Source organism: Lawsonella clevelandensis, assembly GCF_003241315.1.
Taxonomy (GTDB): Bacteria; Actinomycetota; Actinomycetes; order Mycobacteriales; family Mycobacteriaceae; genus Lawsonella; species Lawsonella clevelandensis_A.
Window position 1 is genome coordinate 1 of record NZ_QFOZ01000013.1, and the last position, 24,343, is coordinate 24,343.

Genomic DNA, 24,343 nt, shown 5'->3' on the forward strand with positions numbered 1-24,343 from the left:
TCTAGACCTTAAAGAATCGGCACAGGGCGGTATGGGGCCGCATGGATTATGTATTGGTGCTACAGGTTCTGGTAAATCCGAGTTGCTTCGTACATTGGTAGTTGGACTCATTGCTTCACACAGCCCTGAACAAGTAAACCTAGTATTGGTTGACTTTAAGGGCGGCGCAACGTTTTCAGGTATTTCTGGGGCGTCTCATGTGGCAGCAGTTATTACTAACCTCTCCGATGACGCTCTTGCCGTTGACCGAATGTATGCGGCTTTGGAAGGAGAACTGCGTCGCAGGCAGGAGGGGGGACAGGTGGATACGGAGCGGTATCCCCATCTACCTGCTTTGGTCATTATCGTTGATGAGTTTTCTGAACTGTTGGCTGAGCGCCCAGATTTCGCTGATCTTTTCGTGCAGATTGGTCGTCTAGGTCGTTCTTTACATGTTCATTTATTACTTGCCTCACAGCGCATTGATTCGGGGAAAATACATGGCTTAGAGTCGCATTTGTCTTATCGTATTGCACTTAAGACATTCTCTGTTGTGGAGTCGCGATCCGTCATTGGGACACCGGATGCTTTTTATCTTCCCCAGACACCCGGCGCAGGTTATCTTCTTGATGGTTCCGAACAACTTCAGAAATTCCGTGCTTTTTATGTATCTGGGACGCATAAACATCGCCCGCAACGGCGAAAGAGAAATGCACGAGAGATTCTCACTGAAGAGGACAACAATCTTCAGATTTATGGTGCAGAACCAGTTGTAGACAATACATTTGGATGGTCTATTGAAACATCTAATCCACTTCCTTCAGATGTAGCAGATGCTACAGATGTTCCAGATGACAATTCCGAAGAACTCATTAAGAAGCACGGGGACGGATCTGAAGAACGCACGATTTTCCATGTCTTACTCGATAATTTTCCCGCTAATGTGCCGCGTGCCCATCAGGTATGGCTACCTCCACTTCCGCAGCATGCTAGTGCCAGTGAATGCGCAGAATTAGCCATTGGATCCGCTGTTGGGACAACAACAAATGAGTTATCGCATCGGGGAATTATTGGGTTGATTGATGTCCCGGCAGAACAAATGCGTAAATCTATGCGAGTGTCATTAGCTGGCCTTAATCATGCTCTTCTTGTTGGTACTACACAGACGGGAAAATCCCAGGCATTTGTCACTATTGCAAGTGCTTTAGCGCAGGAGAACTCTCCTCGCAATTTGAAAATTATGTTATCGATGCAGGTGGTGGCAGTCTTTCTAGTCTGCTCGGTCTTCCACAATGCGCATCTGTATGTTCACCGCAGGAAGAGGAAGTTCTGGAACGAACCTATGCCGAAATTGAGCAAGAACTGTTCAACCGCATGGAAGGTGCTCCTATTGATCAGCATATTGTCCTTTTCCTTGATGGTTGGGAATCCCTTATAGACAACAATATGGAGGTAGAAGAAAAGACCCGTCATCTTGTTCGAGAGGGATTGTCATACAACATTCACGTGGTTATTTCAGCATCTCGATGGAACAATTTGCGTGCTAACATACGCGATTCGCTCACTACCAGATGGGAGTTGCGTCTCGGAGACACAGGGGACTCCATAGCTGGACGAAAAAATGCTGAACAAGTTCCTGCTCTGCCTGGGCGCGGAATGACGGCAGGTGGTCTCCACTTCCTTTTCGCATTGCAGGATGAAGATGGATTGCGTGCTATTGCTCAACAATGGTCTCAGGAAGAACCTGTTAAACCACTGTTACTGTTGCCGCGTAGCGTGTCTACTACACAGTTGGGTCCTGTCACGGCATCAAGCAAGCATGGGTATCGAATTCCGCTGGGTATTGAGGGTAATACTTTAGGAGAGTTCGCTATTGATACTGGTATCGAAGAAAACATTCTTGTTATTGGTGACAGCAGTGGTAAATCGACATTGCTTCGCAATATGATCCACCGTATTTCCGAGGGCATTCCGCCGTCCGATGCCAAATTACTAGTTATTGATTATCGCCGTCAGCTACTAGGGGAGTGCCCTGCAACGCATTTAGCGGGATACGCCTCCACTAAACAAGATGTGCAGGAATTCATTTCACAACTAGTACCGTTGCTTGAATCGCGTATGCCTGCTGGCGTAGACGATCCACAGACTTTACGTGACCGTAGTTGGTGGAAAGGACCGGATATTTTCCTTGTTGTAGATGATTATGACTTGGTTGCTACTAGTTCTGGCAATCCTCTACAGGGACTTCTCGAACTGCTGCCGTATGGTCGCGATATAGGGCTACATATGGTGGTTGCTCGTCGTTGTACAGGTTTTTCACGAACGTCTTTTGAACCTATTATGGCTCGACTACGCGAATTACACCCCACTATTTTCCTCATGAGTGGAACTGCAGAAGAAGGGATTATTGCAGGTGGGCGTAAGGCTCGTTCACTGTCGAAAGGGCGTGCTGACGTTATTAGCAACCAAGGTACTCATCAGGTTGTACAGTTTGCTCATCATGTCGGGGAGGAGAAGACGGAATGACAACATTGACGGGTGTCTGGGGCAATGTCGTCGTCCGTAATAACGAACTTGTCCCTTTTAATACGGACAAATTTATGGACGCGATCAATATTGATCGCGGTTATTCTCCTCTGTACGAGTATTTTCCCGATCCTATTGATGAAGATCATCTCATTGTTGCTCCTAGTAGCTGGGGAATGCCCCGAAGGCGTGCTTTAGCACGTCTCTGCCAACAGGAGGGAATGGTTTATCCAGCTTGGCAGATAGCTACAGAATGGGTGAAAATTGATGCGGCAGAGTGCCCACCTGCTTATTTATTGGTTATTGAGTGCACCAAGCTTACCGTGACATTCACTTTGGTACGTGCAAGTACACAGGAATGTATTTTTACGGATTTCAATCCGGGAATGGGGTATGCGCCGGTAGTAGAAAAGCATGAGCTTGATCCGCAAGGACAGGCTATTGAGTGGGCTCGTTTAATTGCGTCATCAGCTCGTTTGATACTGCAGGATATTCACACTAGTTGTGATGTTGTTGTGCTGACGGGATCCTCTGGCATAGAGACCGATATATGTGAGCTTGTGTGTGAAACCTTACGAGCTGCGGGTGTGATGTCCTATCGCATTAGCCCGAATGATATGCATGTTATTTACCAGGAGCGTGAGTGGCGGGCCTCGGCGGAGCATCAACGGGATATCGTGAAGGCACGTGAGGCAGCGTTACGTAAGAAACGTTTTCATAAGCCTACCCGTGCTGAGGTCACTGTTGTTTCCATGATTGTGATAGCAATGCTCACTATTGTCCTTGCTGGTGTTTTCGGGACGGAAAAACGTCCGGAGGGAGAAACTGTTAGAGCTGCCCATCACAGCGTTCGTACTGTGGAGTCTACGCAGGCACTGACATTTCCAGGGGGAGTATTAGCGCTTCCCAATTCGTGGATGGTGTCGGCAGATTCTCCCTCAGTGGTGGATCTAAAAACGAAAGAGCAGTGGAAAACTATTATTGCTCCTATTAATGAACCAGATCTTCGCATGTTGTTGACGCTTAAGCAGGATCCGGAGCATCATTTGCGCGCTGTTTTGCGTCGTGAATTATCTGATTCTAGTTCTGAAATTAGGACATGGGAGAGTACCTATACGTGGCCTCGTAATGGGTGGATGCCAGAATTAGCGTTAAGTTATCGAGAAATCACAGGTGATATATCTCGAGCTGACTGGGTAGTTTTTTACACGGATCGTTATGCATATTCATTAGCGTGTCAGTACCGCGTGAGAGAGGGAATGACAGAGAGTAAAGCCCATGCTCTTTGTCAGGGCATTCTCAATGGAATTCGAGTTTCTTAAACTTTTTTCAAACTGATGGAACCCTGCGTATGTCTATGCCGTCATACTAAGCGACAACATAGTCACAGGCATATGCGTCTATGGCTAAGAAATCAGTTTTACAGTTGAAGGAGTGAGCATGGCAGCTCTTAATACGCAGACCGACACTATGGCGTCTGCTGCCAATCATGTTGTTGATATTGCCCAGCAGGTTCAGCAGGAAATGAATGGTCTCCAAATGCGTTTGGGATCTCTTGACGCAGCGTGGCAGGGTTCAGCGAAGATGGCTTTTGATCAGCTTATGGTGCGTTGGCAGGATTCCGGTCGGCGTCTCAATGAATCGCCTAATAGTATTGCCGAAACGATCCGTGCCAATAGTGCTGCTTACCAAGCTGCTCAGGATGATCACCTGGCTCAAATCAATAGCCTCAATATCTAAAGGAAATGAAAATGGATACTATTCGCTACGACTTTGCTTCCATCGAGGGCAGCCGCATGGACATTGCTCAGTCTGCTGCTCGCCTTAACAATGCACTCGATGAACTTAAATCCTATCTTGCCCCACTAGTGGCTACGTGGGAGGGTGAGGCTGCTGATGCCTACCAGGTGCAGCAGCAAAGATGGAATCGCGCCCAGGAAGATCTTAACCAGGTGCTTGATCGTATTGGTGTCGTTGTCGGGCAGGGTAACGACGCGATGAATGATACCAACCATCGGGCTGCCGCATCATGGCAGTAATCTGTGCCTATTAGTGGTTTCGTAGAGACGTTGTAAAAATTTCGTAGAGACTCCGCTGCAGAGACTTCGCTTCGGTGATGGAACTGATACGCGGAGTCTCTACGATTTTCTTCATATCGTATGGGCTGGTAGCATTGATCGACGGTATTCGTCTATATTCACTTTTCTTATGAACTATAAGAAGCGTAAGAGAGTGGCATAAAGATCATGACAGGTCTCAACCGGCCGCTGTCTATGGTCTTATGAATTACCGTGTGGCCGGCAGTTCGAAGAGACGAGGAAGTCGCTTTGTCTACTTATGCACCTAAGGCCGGTGACGTTGACCGTAAATGGTATGTCATCGATGCCACTGATGTGGTGTTGGGCCGTCTAGCTGTCCAAACCGCAAATCTACTCCGTGGGAAGAACAAGCCCACCTATGCCCCCAACGTCGACGGCGGCGACTTTGTCGTCATCATCAACGCTGAAAAGATCGCTGTTTCCGCTAATAAGCGCGACAAGGTCAAGCTGTACCGCCATTCCGGTTACCCGGGTGGTCTCCGTGCTGACGCACTGGGCGATATGTTGGATAACAATCCTGCCTATGTTATTGAGAAGGCTGTGAAGGGTATGCTCCCTCACAACTCTCTCGGCCGTCAGATGGTAAAGAAGCTCAAGGTCTATGCTGGCTCCGAGCATCCCCACACTGCCCAGCAGCCCGTTCCCTACGAGATTAAGCAGGTGGCACAGTAATGTCTGAAGAGAACATCAATAACGAAGTCATCGAAGAAGACGTTGTTATCGACGCTGCTTCCCAGGAAGTCGCAGAAGATCTCACTGCTGATATCAACGTTGGCGACATTGAAGCAGAAGTTGTTTCCGCCGGTGTTTCTGGTCCGGTTCAGACTGTGGGCCGTCGCAAGGAAGCTGTTGTGCGAGTCCGCATGGTTCCCGGTTCCGGCAAGTTTGTCTTGAATGGCCGTAGCCTTGAGAATTACTTCCCCAACAAGGTTCACCAGCAGCTCGTAAAGTCTCCACTGGTTCTTGTTGAGCGCGAAGAGCAGTTTGATATTCAGGCTAACCTTAAGGGCGGTGGCCCTTCTGGTCAGGCTGGCGCATTGCGTCTGGCTATTGCTCGCGCATTGAATGCTGCTAATCCGGAGGATCGTTCAGCTTTGAAGAAGGCTGGATTCCTTACTCGCGATTCCCGTGCTGTTGAGCGTAAGAAGGCTGGTCTACACAAGGCCCGTCGTGCTCCGCAGTACTCCAAGCGTTAATCGTTATATGCTTGTGTGGAATGCCCCGACCTTAGTGTCGGGGTATTCCTGTATTTGTTGTTTTCTTTATGGTCTCTTAGGGCTCATTCAGTAGACAGAGTAGTATGAACGGTTACTGAGTAATTTCTCATAATAGTTTTTGCATGGCAGTGAGTGACATTTTGTCTCTTTACGGTCTTGCTATCCATATATATAAGGAACGCACTACTATGGCACGACTTTTCGGTACTGATGGCGTTCGTGGTCTCGCGAATGACACTCTTTCTCCGCATCTTGCGCTTCAATTGGGGGCTGCAGCAGCGGAGGTACTGGCAGCTCATGCTATGAATGGTACGGATCATCCTCATGTTGTTGTGGGGCGCGATCCGCGTGTCTCGGGGGAGATGCTGGAAGCAGCTTTGGCCGCCGGTATCTCTAGTAGGGGCGTTGATGTTGATCTTCTGGGGGTGCTTCCTACTCCTGCCGTGGCTTTTGAAACAGCACGGCGTCATGCTGCTTTTGGGGTTATGATTTCTGCTTCTCATAACCCAATGCCAGATAATGGTATTAAGTTTTTTGCAGCAGGTGGGCAGAAACTTGATGATGCCGTAGAAGATGAGATTGAGGTGCGTTTAGGTCACGAAAGTGGCTTGCCTCCTACCGGAAGCGCGGTAGGGCGTATTAATCATGCGCAAAGCGAAGCGCATGAGGCGTATGTACAGCATTTATTGTCGACGCGTACACGTGATCTAGCAGGTCTTAAGGTTGTTGTTGATGCTGCTAATGGTGCTGCCTCACAGGTAGCTCCAGAGGTGTATGAGCGGGCTGGTGCGACAGTTGTTGCTCTTCATAATCATCCTAATGGGCTGAATATTAACGATAAGTGTGGCTCTACGCATATAGAGAGTCTGCGTGAGGCTGTCCTGGAGTATGGTGCTGATCTTGGGTTAGCACATGATGGTGATGCGGATCGGTGTCTGGCTATTGATGCGGCGGGCAATCTGGTTGATGGCGATCAGATCATGGCGATTTTAGCTATTGGTCTGAAAGAACGTAATGAATTAGCGGGGAATACTTTAGTTGCGACGGTTATGTCGAATCTGGGTCTTCATCATGCAATGAAAAAGCAGGGAATTGCCGTGCGATGCACGGCGGTGGGGGATCGCTATGTACTGGAGGATTTGCGTGCGGGTGGTTTTAGTCTGGGTGGTGAACAGTCTGGTCATATTGTGCTACCCGCTTATGCCACAACGGGGGATGGTGTGTTGACGGGTCTACAGCTCATGGATCGCATGGTGGCGACGGGGCAGAGTTTGTCTGAGTTAGCGGGGGTTGTGACGGTATTACCACAAGTGCTTATTAATGTTGCAGTATCTGATCGTGATGCGGTGGCGAAGGATCCTGCGGTAGTGTCTGCCACGGAAGTTGCGCAGAGTGATCTGGGGGAGAGTGGACGAGTTCTGCTGAGGGCGTCGGGTACTGAACAGCTAGTGCGCGTTATGGTTGAGGCAGAAACTGAGGAGCATGCTCAACACGTCGCACAACATCTCGCTGAGGTTGTGGGTTCCGTGTAGCGTATGAACATTATGAGGAAGGCGACACCACGCGGGTATGTGGTGTCGCCTTCAGTATATTGAGGGGTATTTATGTTTTTTCTGGGCTGAGGGAACCTCCCAGTATTTCGCGTCGTCATATTACTAGGAACACGAATTCGTGTCGTGTATTCACGAACTTATAGTCATGATCTTGTAGTCATGACCTTATATCTACGACGAAGTGGAAGATAATGCCTGACGAAGTTTATATTGATCCACCAGCATTAAGAGGGATTGGTGACCGTCTTTTTGATGGACAGTCTCAATGTAAGTGTGCACTTGATGGGCAACAGGCTGTAAGTAGCGGTATGTTCGGTGCTCGTCGGTCTAGTAGTGCTCAGGCATTTGCTCAGTGGTATCACGAAGAAGCTGAAAAGGATGATCTCTTAGTTCAACAAACGTCTGATCATGCGGAGCATTTAGTGTCTGATGCCAAGACTTTTGATGAGCAAAATGAGCGTAATAGGGATGTTTTCCGGACGGTGGAGGGCTAACTCATGGATCAAACTTTTGTTTACGGAGCGGCTGTCCTTTCTATCCACAGTGCTATCGCGTGTGCTCTCGCCGAGCAGAATCTAAAATTTGTGGAATTTCCTCCTGCACTCGCTATTTCATTATTGAAACCGAGCTCACTACGTGCAGAAAAATTGTTGGCGAGTAATTTTCTGGAGTTTCATCCTGAGCAAGTAAATAGTTTTCTCGATGATATACAAAATAAGCAGCTTGCTTTAACTAATCTTGGATCTGTCCTCCAGGATTGCACGTCTTCCACTACATCCGTGTGGAAGGGAAAAGCAGCTGATGCGGCACGGCATACTCTCTCAAAAACAGAAAAAGACGTTGAAGCGAAGGCACATATCTACGAAATCGCTTCTCACAATGTCAGCATGGGGCTAAAAGTCACTACGCAGATGATAGTTTTTGCGCAGGGGCAGGCTTGGGCTGCTGTCGCAACGAAGCGCCCTATAGGGATTGATCATCTGCTGCGGGGGTTTGGGGATGCTCTTGTTGCAATGGGATCTGACGGTGTCAGTAGTGTCGTCGGCACTGCTATGGGTAAAAGTAAATCCGCAAAGTATGGTCTTTCCTTCAATCCCGTTGGTGCAATTTTCGGATTAGTGGATGGTGTTCGGGCTGGTTCCGGAGAATTCACTAAAGCTGTTAAAGATATGCAGCGTTCAACTCAAATTAGTTCTAATGTTTTGGACGCTTTATGCAACCTAGTTGAGAATGCAGAAAATGAACTTGACCGTATTTGGTCAATTGTTGTTTCAAAAACAGTATCGGGAGAAAAGATTTCTCCTACATTTACGCATAAGTTGAAACCAATTGAGGTTAAAGGAGTTGAAGGAGGTAAGTCTTCTCAGGATAAGTCTATTAAATGCCATCCCAATCCCCCTAAGAAAGAACTAAAACCGAAAACTGAGAATCAGCGGCGTGAAAAGAAACCACCTGTCACGTCAACACCGGTTCTGACAGGGGGAGGCGCTGGAGGAACTAGTGGTTCTGCTACTTCCACCTTTACTCGCCCGGAAGATATAGGACGCAATTATGCCCCGCATCCGCCTATCTCTCCTGCTCCGAAGAATGTGAATGGAGATCCTGGGCGTACTCCACCATACAATTCTCCCCAACCTGATGATGCGGAACAGCCTTATCCGAGAGGTGACGAAGCTGCCGTTATAGAGCATATTGTGCACGATGGGGCGCGCACAGCAGCCAGAATCCATCATGATCTCTGGTCCACTTTTATCCATGATCTCGAAGGCAGTATTCAATCCACCGATTCTTCCGAGCATTATCCTCCGCAACAACAGAGCCCTAGTGTTGTTGACAATAGGGAGAATATTGTTGATGTGCCTGTCGATAATCATCCACAGCACCAGGAAAATCCTCTCCCGGATAATAAAACAACTGTAGGCAGTAGAAGTGTCAGTAATGGAAATCCAAGCTGGTCTCTACGAATTGAAGGTGGAGTTGGAGTAGAGGTTTCAGTAGAAAACCATCACGCCGCCACTATAGAAATGAGTGTTGACAGTACCGGCGATACTAATACGCATGATGGTGATAGTGGTAGTCACCATCATGATGGTTCTAGTACGGATAGTTCTGGCAATGATTCAGACAAGCACAGTACTGTTGGGGATCATCCCGGTGAGAATAAAGCTACTGACGGAAATCAGAATGGTGATAGTTCCGGCAACACTGATAAAGACAGCACTGATAAAGGTAGTACTGATAAGGACGGCACCAGTAAGGATGAGTGAGCACAATAGTAGTGAGGCGTCACAAACTGCTCACGCTACTGGTAAAAATGAAGTATCTCACGCAAAAGGGGATACCCATACGGGGAAACCGTCCACACCGTCTTCCTCTGACAAAGGTGCTTCTAGTAGTAAGAACAGCTATACCAATGTGGCAGTGAAAGATAATATTTACGCGCATGCGGTGGTCACGGATGAACCATCAGTAAAATCTGCGCCGCCGAAAACGCCACCATCATCTGACTCGCATTTTAAAAAGACAAGTTCAGGGCATGATGATCTCTCTAAAGCTGGGATGTGGTGAGAATGTCTATTTTTGAGCAGCAGCCAAAACGTAAAGTCCATAATTATGACGAGGAAGAGATAGAGGAATATTTCTCTCAATACGATGAGGAAGAGCCTCGTGAGTTAACAGATGACGAGGCAGAAACAATTTTTGATTCTCTGCATACGTTTAAGAAATTAGCTCAGGCTGGCTATATCGAGCTTGAGCCAGAAACATTAAAAATGCTCGATAAGCTCTGAAGAAATAGTAGATAACGTACTCTGTAGAATCCGTTGTCTAGATCAATAAAAAATAACCCCTAGGACGTGGTGGAACTTTTGGAAAGTAGCCGCCACGTCCTAGGGGTATAAAATTTATCGGTGAAGACCGGCAAAGAGATGCTTTGATTCTTTTGACGCAATTTCTGCTTCGGCATGTTGACGCCGTGTCAGTACTACCTCTGTTCCCGCGATTTCTGATTCTAGGGATGCAAAATCCTCATAATCGTCATCACCTGAAAGTTGGTACCATAGGTAGCCTGTTATAAGGCTAAGCTGCGCACGTAACGGCTTCTTGTCGTTCGTTTCAGAAAGCCCAAAACGTTCCAGTATGTTATTTCCCGCCATGCCCATGCGAGTACAACCAGGTACTTTTCGCATAACAACAGGGGCACCCCAGGAATTAGCAAAATCTTTTGATATGTCCGCCGATAGCCCTGCCGAATATCCTGGACAAATGATGAGTGCCGGGGCAGTGGCATGTGGTGTGTAGTCCAGTGGGGAAGGAGACGAATCTGTCGGGTAAGCAGCAACTACTCCTTTGAGAGAGAGTTTTTGAGAAGCTGTCTCCGCAACAACTGCGCCGCCTAAACCATGGCCAAGCAATGCTATTGCGTCGTCGGATAATTGTGCAGCGCCATTGCCTAACTGCATGGTGGGCAGTGATTTTATGAGATCTGTAAGTTGCTCAGATAAATCACCTGCATCATTAAGAGCAGTATTAGCTAGTTTGGGTACTATGCAGGCCATACCCCACGATGCTAAATGCCGAGCTATCTCATAATAGGATCGTGCAGGTGTTAGCCAATCAGGAATAATAATGACGGTAGGTACAGGAGTGCGACCAGTGGGAGCAAAAACCACACCTTCAAGGGAGGCATCCGCCAAGTCACCTCGCATCACACGTCGAGGACCTATATAGGAGAGATCAGAAACACGTTTCTTTAATTTCGTAGCCACGTGTTTAAGCCTAATCAATAACACTCGTATAGACATGGAAAGTTCATGGGAAACGTGCCACAGAAATCTGTGAAACACTACTGTGACAGTAAAAAGAGTGAACAACAGTACGACTCAAAGAGACTCTAGGGACTCTAAACAAGTAGGGTATAAGCTATGTGTGGAATCGTTGGATACGTAGGTACTCCTGGTCAGTCTAAGCCTGCCCTTGGTGTTGTTATTGACGCATTACGGCGTATGGAATATCGCGGCTACGACTCTGCTGGTATTGCTCTTCTCGATGGCTCCGGTGGCATGGCTGTGGAGAAGAAAGCTGGCAAACTCGACAATTTAGTTGCCACAGTAGAGTCTGCTGGTTTAGAAAATTATCCTGCCACTACAGGAATTGGCCATACTCGGTGGGCTACGCATGGCCGCCCCACAGACATTAACGCGCATCCGCATGTGGATCAGCTGGGCAAAATAGCGGTGGTGCATAATGGCATCATTGAAAACTTCGCCCCGCTCCATGCTGAACTTGAAGCCCAAGGTGTGGAGTTCACCTCAGAAACAGACACGGAAACTGTTACTCATTTACTTCATGCCGAATACTACGGTGAAGGCCCCAATGCGGGTAATTTCACGGCCTCTGTCATGGCTGTTATTAACAGGTTAGAGGGCGCTTTTACCCTTGTCATTGCGCATGCTGACCACCCCGATATGCTTATGGCGTGTCGCCGTAGTACCCCTCTCGTTATTGGAGTGGGCGAACATCAGATGTTCCTGGGGTCTGATGTTGCCGCATTTATTGAACATACGCGGGAAGCTGTTGAGCTGGGGCAAGACAATGTTGTCACGATCACTGCCGATGGCTACACCATCACTGATTTCGAGGGGAATCCCGTTGAGGGGCGTCCTTTTACTATCGATTGGGATCTTGAAGCTGCGGAAAAGTGCGGCTACGACTACTTCATGCTGAAGGAGATCGCGGAACAGCCACAGGCCCTCGCTGACACGTTACGTGGACATTTTGTTGATGGGCGAATTGTTCTTGATGAGCGTCGTCTTTCTGACGAAGATCTACGGCAGATCGAAAAAATCTTTGTGGTAGCGTGTGGATCTGCTTATCACTCGGGTTTGCTGGCTAAATACGCTATCGAACATTGGACACGTGTTCCTGTTGAAATTGAGCTTGCTTCTGAATTCCGCTACCGTGACCCCGTCCTTGGACCTAATACGTTGGTAGTAGCTATTTCTCAGTCTGGTGAGACTGCAGATACTTTGGAGGCAGTGCGCCATGCGCGTAGCCAAAAAGCACGCGTGCTTGCCGTATGTAATACCAATGGGGCACAAATTCCGCGTGAATCTGATGCCGTACTCTATACCCACGCAGGTCCCGAAATTGCTGTTGCCTCCACGAAAGCTTTCCTTGCACAGGTTATTGCTAACTATCTAGTTGGTTTGGCGTTAGCCCAAGCGCGCGGTACGAAGTATCCGGATGAGGTTGCTGTCATTTACCGTGAACTGGAGGCAATGGCAGAGAAGGTAGAACGTGTCCTGGATCAGACGGATGACATTCGAAGCATCGGACGCCAGTTTGCCGGCAGTAACACTCTTCTTTTCATCGGCCGTAATGTTGGTTACCCAGTAGCGTTGGAAGGCGCTCTTAAACTTAAAGAGCTTGCGTATATTCACGCGGAAGGTTTCGCGGCCGGCGAGCTTAAACATGGCCCTATTGCTCTTATTGATGAGGGTATGCCGGTTGTTGTTATTATGCCGTCGCCGAAAGGTCGCGCAGTGCTGCATTCCAAGATGATTTCTAATGTCAAAGAAGTGCAGGCTCGCGGCGCCACGACTATCGTCATCGCTGAAGACAATGATGAAGCTGTGGTGCCTTTCGCCGACTACATTATTCGCGTTCCAGAATGTTCCAGTTTGCTACAGCCACTCGTCTCCACGGTGCCGTTGCAAATTATGGCTGCGGAGATCGCTACCCAGCGGGGATACGATGTAGATAAGCCACGTAACCTTGCTAAGTCTGTCACTGTCGAATAGGTCATCGGATCTCAGAATTGTCGGGACGAATCGTACTAGACAGTGCTAGATAGTGTCAGGCAGGGCTAGACAATTCTAGACAGTTGAACGATGTCGAAGAAGGGTTGTTAATGCGTCGTTGGATCGCGGGGCTAGAGCCTAAGGCTCTTCCTTTTGCCCTCGTGTGTAATATCCTCACTTTGCTGATGGGGGTATCAATTGCGACAGTGCTAGTGGCGCGCGCTCAGGAAACGACGAACGGTAATGCCGGTTCTATTCCCATCATCAGTGCGGTGTGTTTTGTCGCTATCGTGGTAGTGCTCTGGTATCTCAGTAAAGGCCGTTTGTGGGCACGTCTTGTTATAAGTGTGCTCAGTTTTATCGCTATAGTGTTTAGCCTTATTGTGACGTCTACGTCAATGGGGTTCGAGGGCACTATTATCCGACTTTTTGAAGTAATGCTGATCTTTGCCTCATTGGGACTGTCATTCTTATGGATACCTCTGCCAGAGAGAGAACAGTAATGCACGTCTATACTGCCGACAGTATTCGCGCTGCTGAAGCGCCACTTCTTACTTCTCTTCCAGAAGGCGAGCTGATGCGACGAGCCTCTTACGGATTAGCTCTCCACGCGGTGAAAGAAATCCGTCGGATAAAGGGGAACGTGTACGGAAGCCATGTTGTTCTTATCGTTGGGGCGGGTAACAACGGTGGCGACACACTCTGGGCAGGAACCTATTTACGCCGTAAAGGAGCTGCTGTCACAGCTATTCTTCTGAATCCCGAGCGTACTCATAAGGCGGGTTTAACGGCATTCCGTGCGGCATACGGGAATGTCATCTCTTTCTCCGATACGGCGGTATCGGGCAATGTCGAGAACGCTGATCTTGTCAGTGCTATCAAAACGGCTGATCTGGCATTGGAAGGTATTGTCGGCATTGGCGGGCATGGCCCGTTGCGAGAATCCGCGGCAGCCATTATTAATGCGCTGGAAGAGGCATCTGTGCCGATTATGTCTGTGGACATTCCCGCCGGTATTGATCCAGATACGGGAGTGCGTCACCACCCACATGTTCACCCCATGGCCACAGTGACCTTTGGGGCATTGAAGCCTTGCCGTATCCTTGCTGGCCCTTACTGTGGACGCGTCTCCCTAGTCGATATTGGTTTGGATCTTAACGCGGAAACCCCTGCTATGCAGGTACTGTCTGACGAAGATGTAGCAGCGCAGTGGCCCATTCCTGGTTCCACTGACAATAAGTACACCACCGGTGTGGTAGGGATATGCGCTGGTTCTCACAAATATCCGGGGGCAGCTCTCTTATCGGTGGCGGGTGCAACACATGCTAGCTCCGCTATGGTGCGGTACGCCGGTTCTGCTACGGATCTTGTCCTCTTCCATCAACCAGACACAATTTGCGTCACTTCACCAAAACATGCGGGGCACGTCAACGCGTGGGCAGTTGGACCCGGGATAGGAACTGATGAGAAGGCCTATAAACGGCTGCGGTGGATCTTGAAACAGGATGTCCCTGTTGTTGTAGATGCCGATGCTATTACGCTTATTTCTCGTTTTCCCGAGCTCATGGACTACCGGCCAGAGGGCGCTGCTACTCTCGTCACCCCGCATACTGGTGAGTTCCTACGGTTATGCAGTGCCTATTCGGCTGCCTCACAGTATCTGCTCCCACAGTCAACAACCGATATAGAGCAGATGGGGTGTTCTGCTGCGGTGACGGCATGTCGAGAAGCTTGGAAAAACCAAGGGATTAACCTCAGTATTCTTTTAAAGGGGAGAGCAACATATATTGCTGGCAGCGAAGGTATCTATGCGGAGGATACCGGCTCTTCCTGGGCAGCTACTCCGGGTAGTGGGGATGTCCTGACGGGTATTGTAGGGGCTCTTGTCGCACATGGAGCAGTGGCGGGACGGTCTGTAGAAGAATCTGCAGCAATGGCCGTTCGAGTACATTCTCGCGCTGCACTATTAGCCTCTTTAGGAGCTTCTTTCGGTGAGTCTGCAGGTAAGACTTGGCCTGCAGATGGGGCCAGACGATTTCTGTCTGACACTGATACGGCAGGGAGAGGGGCTCCCGTGACAGCCTCAGAGATTTCCCAGTCGATATCGGCGGCAATACGTGATGTGCGAAACGGGACGCTATAGAAAACCAGCGGGATGTTATAGAGAACGGTGTAGAGAGCTGGCAGAGGGCTAGTAGAGGGCAGATGGAGAAGTGTGAAAAGGCTTTTCACTAGCGTAATGTTTCGTCGTATACATGTACAGTGATGTGTTCGCGATAGAGTGGAAAGATGAGCACGTCCGAATGGATACTTAATGGTTTCATCGTATAAGAGACTAGGATAAGGCCGTGACTTTATACACAGGTGAGACCACTCTCGCCCCTTCATCCCAACTATTTGCCACTATCAATCTTGACGCTATTGCCCACAATGTTGGCGTCATGCAACGATTTGCGGGCGATACGCAACTGATGGCAGTGGTAAAAGCAGACGCCTATGGACATGGCGCCATCGAGGTATCGAAAACAGCTCTAGATGCCGGAGCGGTGGAGCTTGGCTGCGCCACCTTTGAAGAAGCAATGCAGCTGCGGAATGCGGGCATTGTAGATGCCCCTATTCTCTTTTGGCTGTGGGGGCAGGCCACTCCTATAGCGGAAGCATTACGCGCTAATCTTATGATCGCCATCGCTACTGAATGGCAGCTTGATGCAGTGCTGAATGCTGTCAAAGAAACTGGTATTAGTGCTTGCGTTACCGTCAAACTTGACACTGGTATGGGGCGATCTGGTTTTACTAGCCAGCAGTGGCACCATATGCTGCCCCGTTTCTGCGAGGCAGAAGCAAGTGGCATGGTGCATGTGCGTGGATTAATGGCGCACTTTTCCAGCGCGGATGAGCTCGGTAATCCGATAACGGATCGGCAGGCTGATAATCTCCGCGCCGCTATTGACCAGGGGCGTCGCGCCGGGCTGCATCTTGACCATAACCATCACGCTAATACTGCGGCTCTTCTTACCCATGGGGGAATGGGGTTTGAGCTGGCCCGCCCCGGACTTGGTATTTATGGTATTTCTCCCATGCCAGAGCTAGGAGATATTGACCTAGTCCCAGCGTTTACGTGGTCTGCGTCTGTTGCTCTTACTAAGCCTTTTTCGGCAGGTGCGGGTGTTTCCTATAACCACAGTTGGCATGCGCCTGTCGATACTGTAACGGCTATTGTGCCGTGTGGGTATGCAGATGGTATTAATCGCCGTCTTACTAACAAACTTGAGGTCACGATTAACGGTAAGCGCTTCCCGGAAGTGGGGCGCGTTTCCATGGATCAGATTGTTGTTAATCTGGGCCCTGATGGTGGAGGAGTATCGCCAGGGGATGAAGCATTTCTCTTCGGTGATGGTAGTCGTGGTGAATTAACAGCACTGGATTGGGCTAATCTTATTGGCACCATCCCCTATGAAGTGCTCTGCTGGGTTGGTGGACGCACTACTCGCCGCTATGAGCATCGCCCGGTGGCCAGCACAAACGTGACGAGTGAGGATACTGCTCCGGCTGGTCCCGCTGGTCTACGGAAGTTGTCTACGGTGGATGACACTCTTCAGCTTGGCCGTGAATTGGCTGCACAATTGCGGGCGGGGGATGTTGTTGTCCTCGATGGTGCATTAGGTGTGGGGAAGACAGTATTAGCCCGCGGTATTGCCCAAGGATTGGGGGTGCAAGGTCGTGTGACGTCCCCAACGTTTGTTATTGCGCGAAGCCATCGGCCAGGTACTCCGGGTGACGTTGGAATGGTACATGTCGATGCCTACCGTCTCCTTGATGGGATCCAGGATGATCCACGGGCGGGTGACGTGCTGCTCGGTGAACTTGATGCGCTGGATCTTGATACTGAACTTACTGATTCTGTTGTTGTCGTGGAATGGGGCGGCGGCGTGGTGGAACGTCTAGTGGAGCGTTGCCTCGTGGTGACGTTGGTGCGTTCCCCCGGATCCGATCAACGTCATGCTACATGGCGGTGGGTTGATGACCCATACCGTGAACTTCCCTAGGAAGGATATCCTCTATGTTGGTTTTCGCCCTTGATACGTCTACACCTGCAGTTACGGCGGGTTTAGTGTCCGTAGAGGAAGGGAAAATCCCTACTACGGTAGCGCGTCGTGTCACTATTAATGCTAAAGCGCATTGTGAGCTTCTCACCCCGCATGTTGTGGAGTGCTGTGCTGATGCACAGACAGAACTTTCTGATGTGGATGCCATTGTGGCTGGTACTGGTCCAGGACCTTTTACTGGTTTGCGTGTAGGACTAGCAACTGCGGCTGCGCTTGGTGATGCTCTGCATATCCCTGTTTACGGAGTGTGTAGCCTAGACGCTATTGCAGTTAGTGCATGGGATGAGATTCAACATGCTGATTTTGCTGCCCGCACACACCAAGATGAGCGTATTCTCGCCGCGCAACAGCTTTTAGTAGTGACAGACGCGCGGCGCCGTGAAGCTTACTGGGCTACCTATTCCATGCAGGGAATACATGCAAATGCGGAAACTGATCATGCGTGTGAGTGGGCAGTCCCGGCGCGGCTCGATGGTCCATCGGTAGCAAAACCGGACGATATTTCTACGATGCTCGTTGCCTGCGTGGCGGGAACACGAAAGTATTGGAACCAGTTCCAGTGCCCGCATGTTGATGTGGAATACCCCGACCCGGCTGCTTTAGTAACAGTTGCCCGGGACCGTATTCTCACTGGGGCGGAAACAGAGCCGCTACAGCCCCTCTATCTGCGTCGTCCAGATGCGGTACCGCCGCGTCCGCGTCCCGTGTCGGCTGCTATTACCGGTTTAGGAAACAACGCACACTGATGTCTTCTTGCAGCTGTCTTTGCCGTATTGGCCCACTGTATTTGGCGGATGCGCCTGCCTGTGCAGAGCTAGAAGCTGATGTTTTCGCTGCGGAAAGTCCCTGGAGTGAGCAATCTTTTCGGGAAGAAATTGCGCAGCCGGCAAATCACTATATAGCGCTTCGCACTACTACCGACGACAGTGTTGCCAGTGACAGTGTTGCTGGGGGTGTGTCTTTTGAGTCGGGGCAGCTTGTTGGTTTCGCGGGATGTGGTCAGCGCGGCATATCGGAAGATGATGCCGAGTATGAAATTCTGACGATTGCCGTCACCCCAGCTTTACAGAGGCATGGGTGGGGACGGGCACTTTTGTCAGCTGTTCTTGCCGGTACTGAACAGGGAACTGTGTTTTTAGAAGTTCGAACAGACAATAGTCGAGCGATTAATTTATATAAATCTTGTGGTTTTGAAGAAATAGGGATTCGTCGGAAGTATTACCAGCCCAGTGGAGCCGATGCGCTAGTGATGCGCCGACTCCCACTACAGCGTGCGGCCTGATCATACTGCGATCTTAGTAAGAATCTTAGCGTGGAGATCTTATTGTGGAAGGAATAGAAGGAGCTATGAATACAGTAATGAATAACGCTAGCGCTACTACTTCTCATACTCGTATGCAGGATCGTGAGGCGACGATCCCGCAGTGGGCTCCGGGCGATTCCTTCACCGTGCTGGGGATAGAGAGCTCCTGTGATGAGACCGGCGTGGGTATCACTCGCGTCACCATACAGGATGATGGGTCTCCGCAGGTGGAGCTCATTGCGGATCAGGTGGCGTCTTCGATGGAGGAACATCGTCGTTTTGGCGGTGTTGTGCCGGAGATTGCTTCGCGCGCTCATCTAGAAGCTATAGTTCCCATAATGCATGCAGCACTTGCAGAAGCAGGTATTGAGAAGCCAGATATGGTGGCGGCAACTGTGGGGCCAGGTTTGGCCGGTGCACTGCTTGTGGGGGCGGCTGCAGCTAAGGCCTATGCAGCGGGGTGGGGAGTCCCGTTCTATGGGGTTAACCATTTAGCGGGGCACATTGCGGTGGATGCGCTGCACCACGGTGATGTACAGAATGCGATCGCATTACTGGTGTCGGGTGGTCATACACAACTGCTGCGAGTACGTAGCCTCTATGAACCTATGGAGGAAATGGGGACAACGGTGGATGATGCCGCCGGCGAGGCCTATGACAAGGTAGCTCGTCTGCTGGGTTTGGGGTATCCGGGTGGTCCGCTTATTAACGCATTGGCGAAAGAGGGGAATCCGCGGGCTATTGCTTTTCCGCGAGGTATGATGCGGCAGCAGGATAACCGCTATGATTTCTCGTTTTCAGGGTTGAAGACGGCTGTGGCACGGCATGTGGAAACGATGGAGGCGGCGGGGGAGACTGTGGATGTGGCTGACCTGTGTGCAAGTTTCCAGGAAGCGGTGGCAGATGTGTTAACTGCCAAGGCGCTGCGTGCATGTCAGGATACGGGTTCCCATACCCTCATTATGGGTGGTGGCGTGACCTCTAATTCCCGGCTGCGGGCATTAGCTGCGGAGCGCTGTGAGAAAGCTGGTATTAAGTTGCGTGTCCCCAGTCCGCATTACTGCACGGATAATGGGGCCATGATTGCTGCGGCAGCTAGTTATTTGGTTGCATACGGGGCAGCCCCGACTCCGCTCATGTGTGCTGCGGATCCGGGGCTGCCTGTTGAAGTGTCGTTGGTGCAGGAGTAGTGAAGGTAGAACTCTGCGCGAGGTAAAACTTTGTGCCAGGAATAGAAATTTTGGGGTATTAGAACTGTATAAGTGGGGCGAAAGAGGCAAGAGCCATAGCGTAGCTGCCGTCATTTGAGCCAACTGTTAGCGCTATTCCACCGAGGACAAAGAAGAGAATAGTTCCGATAACGATAAGGGCGAGAAAAATATAGCTGATAATGAGTGCGGCTATGGCTAGTCCACGCCCTTCGCTGCCGTCTTGTTTGATTTGGCGTAATGCAATATGGCCGCAGATGATAGCCGGTATCACGGTGATGACAGTGAAAAACTGCATCATCGAGAGAATGAAAGCAGCAATAGCGAGACTGTTTGTTGGTTTGTGGCCATTGGGGTAGGGGGTGTACCCATTGTTACTGTATGGCCCCTGAGGATATGACGGGTATGTGCCATTGCCGTAGTTCCCATTGGCGTATGGATCGTTGTAATACACGGTGCTCCTCAGCTTGTAAAAGTAGAAGTGTTTCTCAACTTATATCTACTAGACACAACGTTTGGCGTAATTTTTTAGTTCCCGTAGCGGTTATTTAAGAGTATTTTGTTGGCACAGATGCGCATTTGCTATTACGAAATGTTTTCTTTCGAAGATGTTGAAGGCTAGCACTCATGAATGTAGAGTGCTAATTAGCAATGGGTGTGCTAGCTACCCGCGACGGTTAGTGTGCTCTTAGCGTATAACATTGAACTTACACATTGATCTTATGGAGGGTCATCGTGGCTAAAATTAAGCCGCTCGAGGACAAGATTCTCGTTCAAGCCGTCGAGGCTGAGACCACCACCGCTTCCGGCTTGGTGATTCCGGATTCCGCTAAGGAAAAGCCACTCGAGGGCACTGTCGTGGCAGTTGGCCCCGGACGCTGGGATGATGAAGGAAAGCACCGCATTCCTCTCGATGTTGAGGAAGGCGACACCGTCCTCTACAGCAAGTACGGTGGAACTGAAATCAAGTACGACGGGGAGGAATACCTCATTCTGTCCTCTCGCGATCTACTCGCTATCGTTCATAAGTAACACCAGTACAACAACCATATAAATCATAGTTTCCGCAGGATACTCGCTAGGTTTAGAAACTGGCAGAGTTCCTGCGGAAGCCATATTGTGAGGATGTTCTTTAGTGTCTAAGCTCATTGCTTTTCATCAGGATGCCCGGACTAGTCTTCTTAATGGTGCCGATCGGCTTGCTGATACGGTGCGAGTGACGTTGGGGCCACGTGGCCGACATGTCGTCTTACAAAAGCCTATCGGTTTACCACAGGTTGTTAACGATGGTGTCACTATCGCCCGCGAGATTGATCTGCCTGACCCCTTTGAAGATCTTGGTGCACAACTTCTGAGAGCTGTAGCGACGAAGACGAACGATAGTGCCGGTGACGGTACAACTACCGCCGCTGTTATTGCACAGCGCATTATGCATGAGGGTCTCCGCAATGTAGCGGCTGGTGCCAATCCTATGGAGCTTTCTGTGGGTATTAAATTAGCTGCGGAGAAGACCGAAGAACTTCTTGCCCAGGCAGCCACTCCGGTGGAAACGAGTGAGGCAATTCGTCATGTTGCTACAGTTTCCTCGCGCGAAGAGAAGATCGGCGATATGGTCGCTCGCGGTATGGATATGGTGGGCCGGGACGGCGTTATTAGTGTTGATGAAAGCCAGGCCACAGAAACTGAGATCGTCTTAACTGAGGGAATGGAGTTCGATAAGGGCTATCTTTCTCCCAGCTTCATCACTGACTATGAAGCAGCCCGCGCTGAACTTGAGAATCCCTATATTCTTCTTCACCGTAATAAGCTCAGTTCTTTGCCGACACTACTGCCTTTGTTGGAAAAGGTAGTAGAGACTAAACGGCCGCTCCTTATCATTGCAGAGGACGTAGAGGGGGAGGCTCTTGCTGCTCTTGCTATGAATGCCGTCCGTAAGACACTTAGGGTTGTAGCGGTTAAGGCACCCTTCTTTGGTGATCGTCGCGTGAGCTTTATGCATGATATGGCCGCTGTTACCGGTGCCACTGTGGTGGATCCTGATACGGGCGTAAATCTTGCGGAGGCCGGTATAGAGATTCTCGGTTCCGCAAAGCGTGTCACTGTTACGAAGAAGAGCACTCTTATTATTGATGGTGCTGGTGCCCCGGACAGTGTGGAGGAACGTCGACAGCAGTTACGTTCTGAGATTGAACATTGTTCCTCAGAGTGGGATAAGAAGAAAATAGGGGAGCGTCTTGCCAAAATGTCTGGTGGGGTTGCTCTCATTAAGGTGGGCGGTGTCACTGAAGCTGAAGTGACGGAACGCATGACGCGTGTTGATGATGCTATCCATGCTGCTCAGGCTGCTGTGAAGGAAGGCATTATTGCGGGCGGAGGTTCTACCCTCGCCCAGCTTGCTCCACAGGTGGAGGGTTATGCCGACACTTTGGATGGTGACGTCGCTTTGGGTGCCCGTATTCTTGCTACCGCACTAACAGCTCCCTTGTATTGGATCGCGACAAATGCAGGTGAAGATGGCTCAGTTATCTGCCAAAAAGTGCAGGATATGCCAGTAGGTGAAGGATACAATGCGGCTACTTGTACTTTCGGCGATCTTGTACAAGAGGGTGTCATTGATCCCGTGATGGTAACGCGTTCTGCTGTTACTAATGCGGCTTCTGTTGGTCGTATGGTTTTGACGACTGAAATGTCAGTAGTCGATAAGCCGCAGAGTCCTGGGGAAGATAACAATGTGCATGCTGGACATCATCATCACTGAGCGCCGATAGTGAAAACTAAGTAGTGAGTGACTGAGCGACATGGTCACAATTCACTTAGTTTCCACATTGGTTCTCTGATTGCGAGGATAACGTGGCTGTACCTGCCGAGGATCGCCTGGCACCCCTAGTGGTTGCCGCACAAAAGGGTGATACTGCTGCCACGGATCAATTACTTCGCGAAATTTTCCCCTCCGTCGTTTCGTACTGCCGATCGCGGATTACCTGGTCTGCTCCGGGGCATGCTAGTGCCGATGATGTCGCACAGGAAATCTGCTTGTCGGTTGTCACGGGTATTCCGAAGTATCAGGATCAGGGATCCTCTTTTATGGCATTTGTGTATGGTATTGCTGCCCACAAAGTCGCAGATGCAAAACGTAACGCTTTTCGGCATACGAACGATGTTTTAGATGACAGTACTGACATTGTCGATGTGAGCGAAGAACCGGAGATGGTGGCATTACGTCGAGAAAGTTCAGCAGAGGTTGAGGATCTTCTTACTGTTCTTTCTCCATCAGCTCAGGAGATTATTCGCTTGCGCGTCATTGTTGGTATGTCTGCGGCAGAAACTGCAGCAGTGTTGCATTCCACTCCTGGCGCAGTTCGTGTCGCACAGTTCCGTGCTCTTGCGAAACTTCGGGAGGAATACCAGCGTCGTCACGATATAGCGAAAGATTGTGTAGTAAAAGGCTGTACGTCTAAAGATGTTTCTGACAATGCGGGAGGAGGAGAATAGTGGAACACGATCGTTCTAATCGAGACCGAGTGTCTGCGGATTACGTGGAGAAGCTCCGGGAAACAGATCGTTATCTCGATGCCCTGTCTGCTTCAATGTCTACTGACCACGCTTCAGCGGAGCATAATGATTCAGCAGAATATGATGATGTAGCTCCGGAACTTACGTCTCTTTTTCAGCAGTGGCGTACCGATGTTACTAGTGCTCCGCTTCCTCCTGCCCCAACTGTCGAGTCACTTCTGGGCCAGTCAGCAGACAAGCTCCCATTGCACGCAGTATCGAGTACAGCCTCGAACGCAGGATCTCCACCACAATCGAACACAAATCGGGAGGAACACCCCCGACATCATACGTGGCGGCGAGAGGCTGTCTGCGTGCTTTCGGGTGCGGCTGCTTTTCTTGTGATAGCTGCTGCTGGTCTTACTATCGCTATTCAATCTGCCGGTATGAATGATCCCCTGTGGCCAATGAATAGGGCTTTGTTCGCCAGCAATGCTGATGATATTGAGCTAGCTACTTATCTTAACCAGGACATTGATCGGGCTCGTTCACTTGCCAGCTCGGGGCAAGATGAGGAAGCTATGCGGGTACTGGATCGAGTACAAACTAAGGTCAAGGGTATTGGTACTGAGTCTCGGCGTAGTGATGTGCAAAAAAGGTTAGATGATACGCGCAAGGTTTTTCGTGGCGGAAATAGTGGCGTAAAGGCTAGCCGTACAACGAAATCACATGAATCTGTGGAGAATTCGGAAGAGACGAGAAAGCGGGATAAAACCAAAACTAAACAGAAGAATTCAGGGAGTTCTTCTGACAATGGCACAATCTTTGTCGATGATTCTGGCACTGTTACTGTCACTACTGAATCTCCAGGAGCAGGGACTTCTTCGGCAAAACCGAGTACTACACAATCCACTGCTGCAAAGTCTAAGAAGACCTCTAAGAAATCGTCTCATGACCAGAAAAAGAGTAGGTCAAGTAAGCACTCTATGTATTCTTCGAAGGCTTCTCATGCGGCTACGTCTTCACCTGCTAAAGAACCCTCAAATTCCACTTCGTAGT

23 protein-coding genes and 2 pseudogenes are annotated in these 24,343 nt (G+C 49.8%); 23 read left to right on the forward strand and 2 right to left on the reverse strand.

Annotated features, from left to right (window positions below):
• From DI579_RS07225 to DI579_RS06810, 12 genes and pseudogenes are all read left to right on the forward strand, one after another.
• Positions 1-655 (forward strand): annotated as a pseudogene (locus DI579_RS07225) (FtsK/SpoIIIE domain-containing protein); the annotation flags it as partial.
• Positions 656-775: 120 nt separating this feature from the next.
• Positions 776-2,505 (forward strand): annotated as a pseudogene (gene eccCb, locus DI579_RS06760) (type VII secretion protein EccCb).
• Positions 2,502-3,827, forward strand: coding sequence for a hypothetical protein (locus DI579_RS06765; protein ID WP_290595735.1), 1,326 nt, complete (start codon positions 2,502-2,504; stop codon positions 3,825-3,827). The pseudogene eccCb and the gene DI579_RS06765 overlap by 4 nt, the downstream one beginning before the upstream one ends.
• Positions 3,828-3,945: 118 nt before the next feature.
• Complete coding sequence (locus tag DI579_RS06770) at positions 3,946-4,245, forward strand: WXG100 family type VII secretion target (RefSeq protein WP_290595733.1); 300 nt, start codon at positions 3,946-3,948, stop codon at positions 4,243-4,245.
• An 11-nt stretch (positions 4,246-4,256) separates the two neighbouring features.
• Positions 4,257-4,544, forward strand: a complete 288-nt coding sequence (locus DI579_RS06775) for a WXG100 family type VII secretion target (protein WP_290595731.1) — start codon at positions 4,257-4,259, stop codon at positions 4,542-4,544.
• A 288-nt stretch (positions 4,545-4,832) separates the two neighbouring features.
• Positions 4,833-5,276: a 50S ribosomal protein L13 gene (gene rplM / locus DI579_RS06780; RefSeq protein ID WP_290595729.1), complete on the forward strand. Its 444-nt coding sequence runs from the start codon at positions 4,833-4,835 to the stop codon at positions 5,274-5,276.
• Positions 5,276-5,800, forward strand: coding sequence for a 30S ribosomal protein S9 (rpsI, locus tag DI579_RS06785; protein WP_290595727.1), 525 nt, complete (start codon positions 5,276-5,278; stop codon positions 5,798-5,800). Before rplM ends, rpsI begins: the two co-directional genes overlap by 1 nt.
• A gap of 209 nt (positions 5,801-6,009) precedes the next feature.
• Positions 6,010-7,353 (forward strand): phosphoglucosamine mutase, encoded by a 1,344-nt coding sequence (gene glmM / locus DI579_RS06790; protein ID WP_290595725.1) that lies wholly within the window; start codon positions 6,010-6,012, stop codon positions 7,351-7,353.
• A 212-nt stretch (positions 7,354-7,565) separates the two neighbouring features.
• Positions 7,566-7,868 (forward strand): hypothetical protein, encoded by a 303-nt coding sequence (locus DI579_RS06795; protein ID WP_290595722.1) that lies wholly within the window; start codon positions 7,566-7,568, stop codon positions 7,866-7,868.
• 3 nt (positions 7,869-7,871) lie between these two features.
• A complete protein-coding gene (locus DI579_RS06800; protein ID WP_303678979.1) occupies positions 7,872-9,641 on the forward strand; it encodes a hypothetical protein in 1,770 nt (589 codons plus the stop codon).
• The gene (locus DI579_RS06805; protein WP_303678980.1) at positions 9,634-9,942 is read left to right on the forward strand and encodes a hypothetical protein; all 309 of its coding nucleotides are present in this window, start codon (positions 9,634-9,636) and stop codon (positions 9,940-9,942) included. Before DI579_RS06800 ends, DI579_RS06805 begins: the two co-directional genes overlap by 8 nt.
• Before the next feature lie 2 nt (positions 9,943-9,944).
• On the forward strand, positions 9,945-10,163 hold the full coding sequence (locus DI579_RS06810) for a hypothetical protein (RefSeq protein WP_290595719.1): 219 nt from the start codon (positions 9,945-9,947) through the stop codon (positions 10,161-10,163).
• A 114-nt stretch (positions 10,164-10,277) separates the two neighbouring features.
• Here DI579_RS06810 and DI579_RS06815 read toward each other — a convergent pair whose 3' ends face one another.
• The gene (locus DI579_RS06815) at positions 10,278-11,141 is read right to left on the reverse strand and encodes a dienelactone hydrolase family protein (RefSeq protein ID WP_290595716.1); all 864 of its coding nucleotides are present in this window, start codon (positions 11,139-11,141) and stop codon (positions 10,278-10,280) included.
• A 156-nt stretch (positions 11,142-11,297) separates the two neighbouring features.
• On the opposite strand from DI579_RS06815, the gene glmS reads away from it, so the two are divergent.
• The 7 genes from glmS (at position 11,298) to tsaD (ending at position 19,774) form a co-directional block, all read left to right on the forward strand.
• A complete protein-coding gene (gene glmS, locus DI579_RS06820) occupies positions 11,298-13,175 on the forward strand; it encodes a glutamine--fructose-6-phosphate transaminase (isomerizing) (protein WP_303678981.1) in 1,878 nt (625 codons plus the stop codon).
• 83 nt (positions 13,176-13,258) lie between these two features.
• Entirely contained in the window at positions 13,259-13,678 is a 420-nt protein-coding gene (locus DI579_RS06825; RefSeq protein ID WP_290595712.1) for a hypothetical protein, read from the forward strand.
• Entirely contained in the window at positions 13,648-15,318 is a 1,671-nt protein-coding gene (locus DI579_RS06830) for a bifunctional ADP-dependent NAD(P)H-hydrate dehydratase/NAD(P)H-hydrate epimerase (protein WP_303678982.1), read from the forward strand. Before DI579_RS06825 ends, DI579_RS06830 begins: the two co-directional genes overlap by 31 nt.
• A gap of 205 nt (positions 15,319-15,523) precedes the next feature.
• Positions 15,524-17,221: an alanine racemase gene (alr, locus tag DI579_RS06835; protein ID WP_303678983.1), complete on the forward strand. Its 1,698-nt coding sequence runs from the start codon at positions 15,524-15,526 to the stop codon at positions 17,219-17,221.
• 14 nt (positions 17,222-17,235) lie between these two features.
• On the forward strand, positions 17,236-18,027 hold the full coding sequence (tsaB, locus tag DI579_RS06840) for a tRNA (adenosine(37)-N6)-threonylcarbamoyltransferase complex dimerization subunit type 1 TsaB (protein ID WP_290595706.1): 792 nt from the start codon (positions 17,236-17,238) through the stop codon (positions 18,025-18,027).
• Positions 18,027-18,563 carry a ribosomal protein S18-alanine N-acetyltransferase gene (gene rimI / locus DI579_RS06845; RefSeq protein WP_290595704.1) on the forward strand — a complete coding sequence of 179 codons (537 nt, stop codon included), beginning with the start codon at positions 18,027-18,029 and terminating at the stop codon, positions 18,561-18,563. The genes tsaB and rimI overlap by 1 nt, the downstream gene beginning before the upstream one ends.
• A gap of 113 nt (positions 18,564-18,676) precedes the next feature.
• Positions 18,677-19,774: a tRNA (adenosine(37)-N6)-threonylcarbamoyltransferase complex transferase subunit TsaD gene (tsaD, locus tag DI579_RS06850; RefSeq protein WP_303678990.1), complete on the forward strand. Its 1,098-nt coding sequence runs from the start codon at positions 18,677-18,679 to the stop codon at positions 19,772-19,774.
• Positions 19,775-19,832: 58 nt separating this feature from the next.
• Here tsaD and DI579_RS06855 read toward each other — a convergent pair whose 3' ends face one another.
• Positions 19,833-20,246, reverse strand: coding sequence for a DUF4190 domain-containing protein (locus DI579_RS06855; RefSeq protein ID WP_290595701.1), 414 nt, complete (start codon positions 20,244-20,246; stop codon positions 19,833-19,835).
• Between the two features lie 278 nt (positions 20,247-20,524).
• Here DI579_RS06855 and groES point away from each other — a divergent pair, with 278 nt between their 5' ends.
• The 4 genes from groES (at position 20,525) to DI579_RS06875 (ending at position 24,342) form a co-directional block, all read left to right on the forward strand.
• A complete protein-coding gene (gene groES / locus DI579_RS06860; protein WP_290598283.1) occupies positions 20,525-20,824 on the forward strand; it encodes a co-chaperone GroES in 300 nt (99 codons plus the stop codon).
• 103 nt (positions 20,825-20,927) lie between these two features.
• Entirely contained in the window at positions 20,928-22,550 is a 1,623-nt protein-coding gene (gene groL / locus DI579_RS06865) for a chaperonin GroEL (protein WP_303678984.1), read from the forward strand.
• A 92-nt stretch (positions 22,551-22,642) separates the two neighbouring features.
• Positions 22,643-23,284 carry an RNA polymerase sigma factor ShbA gene (gene shbA / locus DI579_RS06870; protein WP_290595697.1) on the forward strand — a complete coding sequence of 214 codons (642 nt, stop codon included), beginning with the start codon at positions 22,643-22,645 and terminating at the stop codon, positions 23,282-23,284.
• Positions 23,284-24,342, forward strand: coding sequence for a hypothetical protein (locus DI579_RS06875; protein WP_290595696.1), 1,059 nt, complete (start codon positions 23,284-23,286; stop codon positions 24,340-24,342). Before shbA ends, DI579_RS06875 begins: the two co-directional genes overlap by 1 nt.
• The last annotated feature ends 1 nt before the right edge of the window (position 24,343 follow it).

Bases quoted from the DNA above. Each gene is read 5' to 3' on its own strand.
- DI579_RS06765 (WP_290595735.1), top strand. From the start codon at position 2,502: ATGACAACATTGACGGGTGTCTGGGGCAATGTCGTCGTCCGTAATAAC.
- DI579_RS06770 (WP_290595733.1), top strand. From the start codon at position 3,946: ATGGCAGCTCTTAATACGCAGACCGACACTATGGCGTCTGCTGCCAAT.
- DI579_RS06775 (WP_290595731.1), top strand. From the start codon at position 4,257: ATGGATACTATTCGCTACGACTTTGCTTCCATCGAGGGCAGCCGCATG.
- rpsI (WP_290595727.1), top strand. From the start codon at position 5,276: ATGTCTGAAGAGAACATCAATAACGAAGTCATCGAAGAAGACGTTGTT.
- glmM (WP_290595725.1), top strand. From the start codon at position 6,010: ATGGCACGACTTTTCGGTACTGATGGCGTTCGTGGTCTCGCGAATGAC.
- DI579_RS06795 (WP_290595722.1), top strand. From the start codon at position 7,566: ATGCCTGACGAAGTTTATATTGATCCACCAGCATTAAGAGGGATTGGT.
- DI579_RS06800 (WP_303678979.1), top strand. From the start codon at position 7,872: ATGGATCAAACTTTTGTTTACGGAGCGGCTGTCCTTTCTATCCACAGT.
- DI579_RS06805 (WP_303678980.1), top strand. From the start codon at position 9,634: ATGAGTGAGCACAATAGTAGTGAGGCGTCACAAACTGCTCACGCTACT.
- DI579_RS06810 (WP_290595719.1), top strand. From the start codon at position 9,945: ATGTCTATTTTTGAGCAGCAGCCAAAACGTAAAGTCCATAATTATGAC.
- glmS (WP_303678981.1), top strand. From the start codon at position 11,298: ATGTGTGGAATCGTTGGATACGTAGGTACTCCTGGTCAGTCTAAGCCT.
- DI579_RS06830 (WP_303678982.1), top strand. From the start codon at position 13,648: ATGGATACCTCTGCCAGAGAGAGAACAGTAATGCACGTCTATACTGCC.
- tsaB (WP_290595706.1), top strand. From the start codon at position 17,236: ATGTTGGTTTTCGCCCTTGATACGTCTACACCTGCAGTTACGGCGGGT.
- rimI (WP_290595704.1), top strand. From the start codon at position 18,027: ATGTCTTCTTGCAGCTGTCTTTGCCGTATTGGCCCACTGTATTTGGCG.
- tsaD (WP_303678990.1), top strand. From the start codon at position 18,677: ATGCAGGATCGTGAGGCGACGATCCCGCAGTGGGCTCCGGGCGATTCC.